3 protein-coding genes are annotated in these 5,099 nt (G+C 63.9%); all 3 read left to right on the forward strand.

Annotated features, from left to right (window positions below):
* Positions 1–6 precede the first annotated feature (6 nt).
* Complete coding sequence (locus ASC87_RS27255; RefSeq protein ID WP_235582317.1) at positions 7–3,747, forward strand: LysM peptidoglycan-binding domain-containing protein; 3,741 nt, start codon at positions 7–9, stop codon at positions 3,745–3,747.
* A gap of 25 nt (positions 3,748–3,772) precedes the next feature.
* Entirely contained in the window at positions 3,773–4,291 is a 519-nt protein-coding gene (locus ASC87_RS27260) for a hypothetical protein (RefSeq protein WP_157604403.1), read from the forward strand.
* Between the two features lie 564 nt (positions 4,292–4,855).
* A partial coding sequence (locus ASC87_RS27265) for a hypothetical protein (RefSeq protein WP_157604404.1) occupies positions 4,856–5,099 on the forward strand: 244 nt, incomplete at its 3' end.

Below are 5,099 nucleotides of genomic sequence, written 5' to 3' on the forward strand. Positions count from 1 at the left end.
CAGATCGTGTACGAGTACGACGCGGCGGGCCAGGTCATCAAGGTCACGGACCGGTCGCTGAACCAGGTCACCGAGTTCGCCTACGACCTGGCCGGGCGTCACGTGCGCGAGCGCACCACGCAAGCCGGCAAGGTGTACCAGGACAACATGCTGGCCTACGACAACGTGGGCCGCCTGCGCCACGTGGGCGACGGTCGCATGAGCATCGACATCGCCTACGACAAGGCCGGCAACCGCACGCAGGTGCGCACGCACGCCAACGTGCCCAACCTCGGCAGCGCCGGTGAAGTGTCGAAGGACAGCGACCACCGCTTCACCTACGACAACATGAACCGCCAGACCGGCGTGGACCTGGACGAGAACTTCCAGCTCACGCTCGGCGGCACCGGCCACATCCTGACGTACGACCTGGACGGCAACCGCGCCTCGGACAAGTTCTTCGGCAACCTCGTGACCGAGGTGCCGGCCATCGCGCCGCACACCTACATCGACGCGGATGGGTGGACGCAGTACGACCCGGGCACCCCCATCACCTACGTGACGGGCACCGGCAACGATGACGTGATCGTGGAGCGGTATGCCTACGACGGCATGAACCGGCTCACCAGCGTCAAGCGCAACGGGCTCGTGCGCGAAGGGGTGGAACTGGCACCGCTGGAACTCGACCACCGCGGCTATGACACCGTGGGCCGCGTGATCACGACCGGGCCGGTCAGCTTGCCCACCGGGTATGCCACGGCGCTCAACAGCGGCACGGACCCGGGCAAGACCATCGGGCTGGAGGCGCGCACCAACCGCTATGACACCAACGGCCGGCTGCTCCGCCAGTTCGTCTACAACAGCGACCGCACGAGTGTCGATACCGACATCGCCTACCAGGGCTACGACGCCGCGGGCAACCTGCTGAAGTACGAGCTGACCAAGCCCAACGACTACAGCAACTTCTACAACTACAAGCACGTGCGATTCGACGGGTACAAGGAATCGGCCATCGCAGGCTCCAGCACGAAATTCCTCGACGGCACGACCACCAACAGCTACGACGTGAACGGCAACCTGGTCAAGGTGGCGGACACGACGGAGAGCAAGAACAACCGCAGCTTCGTCAACGACCTGGCCGGGCACGCGCTCTATGTCAACCAGGACGGCAACGTACAACGCCAGGTGGTCGTTAACGGCGAGGTGCTCGGGCGCCACGGCATCGGCATCAGCGAGCAGTCGCCACGCACCGACGACGGCGACCCGCGGTTCACGCAGATCGCCGACTTCGACGTGGGGTTCCAGCGGATCACCGGGAACTACCCGACGGCTTCCGTGGGCACGTACCAGGTGCAGGCCGGAGACACGCTGCGCAGCATTGCGCGGCAGTCCTATGGGGATGAAGGGCTCTGGTACCGCATTGCCGAGACCAACGGGCTGACCGGGGATCGTGACCTGCGGGTCGGGCAGACGATCAACATCCCGAGTGTTGTGGGTTCGGTGCACAACAATGCGTCGACCTTCAAGCCTTATGACCCCAGCAAGATCACGGGGGATACGACGCCTAACTTGCCGGTGCCCGAAGGGGACAAGGGGTGCGGTGGGATAGGGATGCTGCTGGTGATCATCGTGGCGGTGGTTGTGACGATCTATACGGCGGGGGCCGCGGCAGCCGTGATGTCAGAAGCCGCCGCGGCGGCAGGGGGAGGCATGGCCGCTGGGACCGCCGCATTGGGCGGCACCTATGGCGCTACGGTGGGCATCGTCGCTGGTGCCGCTGGCGCAGCCGCTGGCTCCGTGGTGAGCCAGGCCGTGGCCATGGGCCTTGGCATGCAGGAGGACTTCAGCTGGAACCAGGTGGGCCTGGCTGCGCTGGGCGGGGCCATCTCCGGGGGGCTGGCCGGCGTCTCGACTGGCAGCTACGGGGCAGCGTCCAGCATGCTGAGCAATCCCGTGACGCGGGCCGCGGTGTCCAACGCGATGACACAAGGTGTGTCCGTGATGGTGGGGGCGCAGGACAAGTTCAGTTGGCGTGGCGTGGCGGCGGCAGCAGCCGGGGCCTATGTCAGTCGGGAGCTCACAGATTCGATCATGGGGGACCCGACTCGGGACGCTGCCGGCAATGTGATCAGCAGAGCCGGTGGGCTTGTGGGTGCCATGGGCGGGGACGAACTTGCCAGGTTGGGCGGAGCCACCTTGCTTGGCTTCACTGCTGGTATCACCACGGCGGCGGCGCGAGGAGGGAAGGTTTCGGTCAAGCAAGTGGCCACTGATGCGTTTGGCAACGCGTTGGGGGAGAGCCTCGCCGACGCGATGAGCTCGCCGTCTGAAAGCTCGTTCGGTCCTGTTACTCCGGCGCAGAGGCGAGTGATGGACGACTTTGGTCTTGGTCCTCGGACGAAGGAGAACGCGCAGGGGATTGCTAACTATGTGGATTGGACTTTGGCCAACACGGACCTGCGCGGCTACTTGCAACCGAGTGATGGCGAACCCCTCTTCGCGGAGCCGACGTTCCTTGCGAGTTCGAATGTGCTGGTCAACGGCGACGGAACAGACCCAAGTCCCCGCCCCGCTGCAGCGGCTCAATTTAGGGTCGAGATTGGCGGAGTGGGATGGGAGAAAGATTTCCAACTCGAGGACGGGACGTGGGTGCTGAAGTCGGCGCTGGATCCCGATGACCTTCGCCGACAGGTCATCGACATTCCTCTCGGCGCGGATGCTCCCAATGTGCCTGGCTATGCCCTTCATTCGACGGTCTCGATTGAGCGCCGAGGCGTGCTCGATGCTTACTACACGCCCACGCCCATTGTTGTCTCGCCCGCGACACCGACAGCGCTGGATGCAGGCACGAATTCGGGCGGCCCTTCAGTTTCGGCCGGGGCCGCCGTCAATGGCACAGCGGCGCCGTTGTTCAATGCCGGTGCAGGCTTGGGCGTGTATAGCGGCGGACTAGCATCCATTGGGTCGCTATACACACGGACTCCCGCCGCCGGGCCCTATGGTGCATTGCGAATGCCCGGATATCAGGCACATCATCTCAACCAGAACGCGGTTTACAAAACCACAATTTCGCCTGCAACCGGACAGTCCATTCTGCTTCGTGGCAACGCCTTCATTGACGCCGGCTCACCGCACTATGAGGCGCACGCGTCGCTCGAGCGTTGGTGGGACAAATATAGAAGGGGTGGCGAGCTTCGTGGCCAGCTTCCGACCAATGCGCAGTACGGCGGGGCCTTGAGGCAATCGCTGGTTGATGCAGGGATGAGCCCGACGGATTCGAGGCAGTACGCAGAAGTCGCCCGACAACAGCGGTTGGCAAGCGGACTGCCCGACGATGCGATGGTTCAGAAGATCCCGCGGCGCATCCATCAGTCCGGTGGAAATGTGGTCGACGGAAACTTGTGGGCGACGCGAGGTTTGGCTAAGAACCTTTCCGTCGTTGGCAAGGGACTGACAGGCATTGGTATCGCGGCCGACAGCTACAGCTTCTACTCGGAGTATCAATCCAGCGCTAAAACAGGCGACTACTCCAACACCTACCGAGAGGGCGTGCGCATTGCCGGCGGATGGGCCGGAGCGTACGCAGTTGGTGGCGTAGGAGCTGAGTTTGGTGCAGCGTTTGGCTTGGCATTCTCTCCAGTGGGCGCGGTAGTCGGCGGCTTCGTTGGTGGCCTCATCGGCGGAGGTATTGGATACTTCGGCGGTAGCTACGCATCAGTCGGAGTTGCGACGGACCTCGGGGGCCTCGCCCCAGAGACCCCACGGTAATCGAAACATCATCGCAAGGATGGACATGAATCCACATACAACGGACTTCCTGCAGCGCTTGGAGCAGACGGATTGGTTTTGCAATTGTGGCCGCCCCTTCGAGCCGAACGATGAAGTGGTTGCGGTTGACACGTGGGCAGACGCGCTGGAGATATTGGCAACTGAGGAGTCCGACGACGCGCGGATGGAAGGCCGCAACGAACTGACGGTCCTCGTGGCCAGTCAGCAGGGGGGGCTGACTCAGTGGAACATCCGTACCGGCGAGCTTCAACCTCTCGTCGGCCGCCTGATTCGAGAAAAACTGGCGGGCGCTGCTGTGAAGGCCCGGATTCCAGGCAACGCAAGCAAGGAGTTCCAAGAGGTGTTGGAGTGGGACCTGCTGGCGTTGTGCATGGCTCACGAATACAACGACGTCACGTGTTCAAGGTATCACCGACTCCTGTTGGAGTCGTACTTGGGTGGGCGCTTCCCGTGTGGTTGGGTTGGCGAAGTCCCGGACGAGATGGCGGGAGCTTTCGAGGTGGGAAAACTGGCTGTCTTGTAGAGGGGGAGCCGGGGTCAAGTCTGGGTCAAGTCTTGCGTCTTGCCTGACCCATCAAAACCCCCGACATACCGGGCAATCCTGAAGGCAAGTGCACGCCGCGCCTGCGGACGGTGGCGCCGCGATGAGCCTGGTGGTGCGCGTGGCCGGGGGGAGCCGGGGTCAAGTCTTGCGTCTTGCCTGACCCATCAGAACTCCCGACATACCAGGCAATTCTGAAGGCAGGTGCACGCCGCTCCTGCGGACGGTGGCGAGGGGAGCCAGGGTCAAGTCTTGCGTCTTGCCTGACCCATCAAAACCCCCGACATACCGGGCAATCCTGAAGGCAGGTGCACGCCGCCCCTGCGGACGGTGGCGCCGCGATGAGCCTGATGGACTGGTTTGAGAATGCCGCGGTATGGCGGGGTTTTTGAAGGGCGAGGCGAAACGCAAGACTTTGGGGGAGCCGGGGTCAAGTCTTGCGTCTTGCGTGACCCATCAAAACCCCCGACATACCGGGCAATCCTGAAGGTAGGTGCTTCGCCCTGAGGAAGCCAGCTGCCCCCGGACAGCACCAGCGTCTGGCACGTGGTCAGCGACGGCGCCCCTGGCGCCGCCACGAACGCCGTGGAAGTGGCCGCGCCTGCGGACGGTGGCGCCGCGATGAGCCTGGTGGTGCGCGTGGCCGGCTCCAACGATGCCTGGACCACCATCCCGGGCACCCCGGTGCGCTTTGGCGACACGCTGCGCTACCCGTCCACCGCGCTGCCGCCGGGCACCTACGAGTACCAGCTCACGTCGAGCCTCTGGTATGCGTGGCAAGGCCCGGCCA

It is taken from the genome of Rhizobacter sp. Root1221 (assembly GCF_001425785.1).
Taxonomy (GTDB): domain Bacteria; phylum Pseudomonadota; class Gammaproteobacteria; order Burkholderiales; family Burkholderiaceae_C; genus Rhizobacter.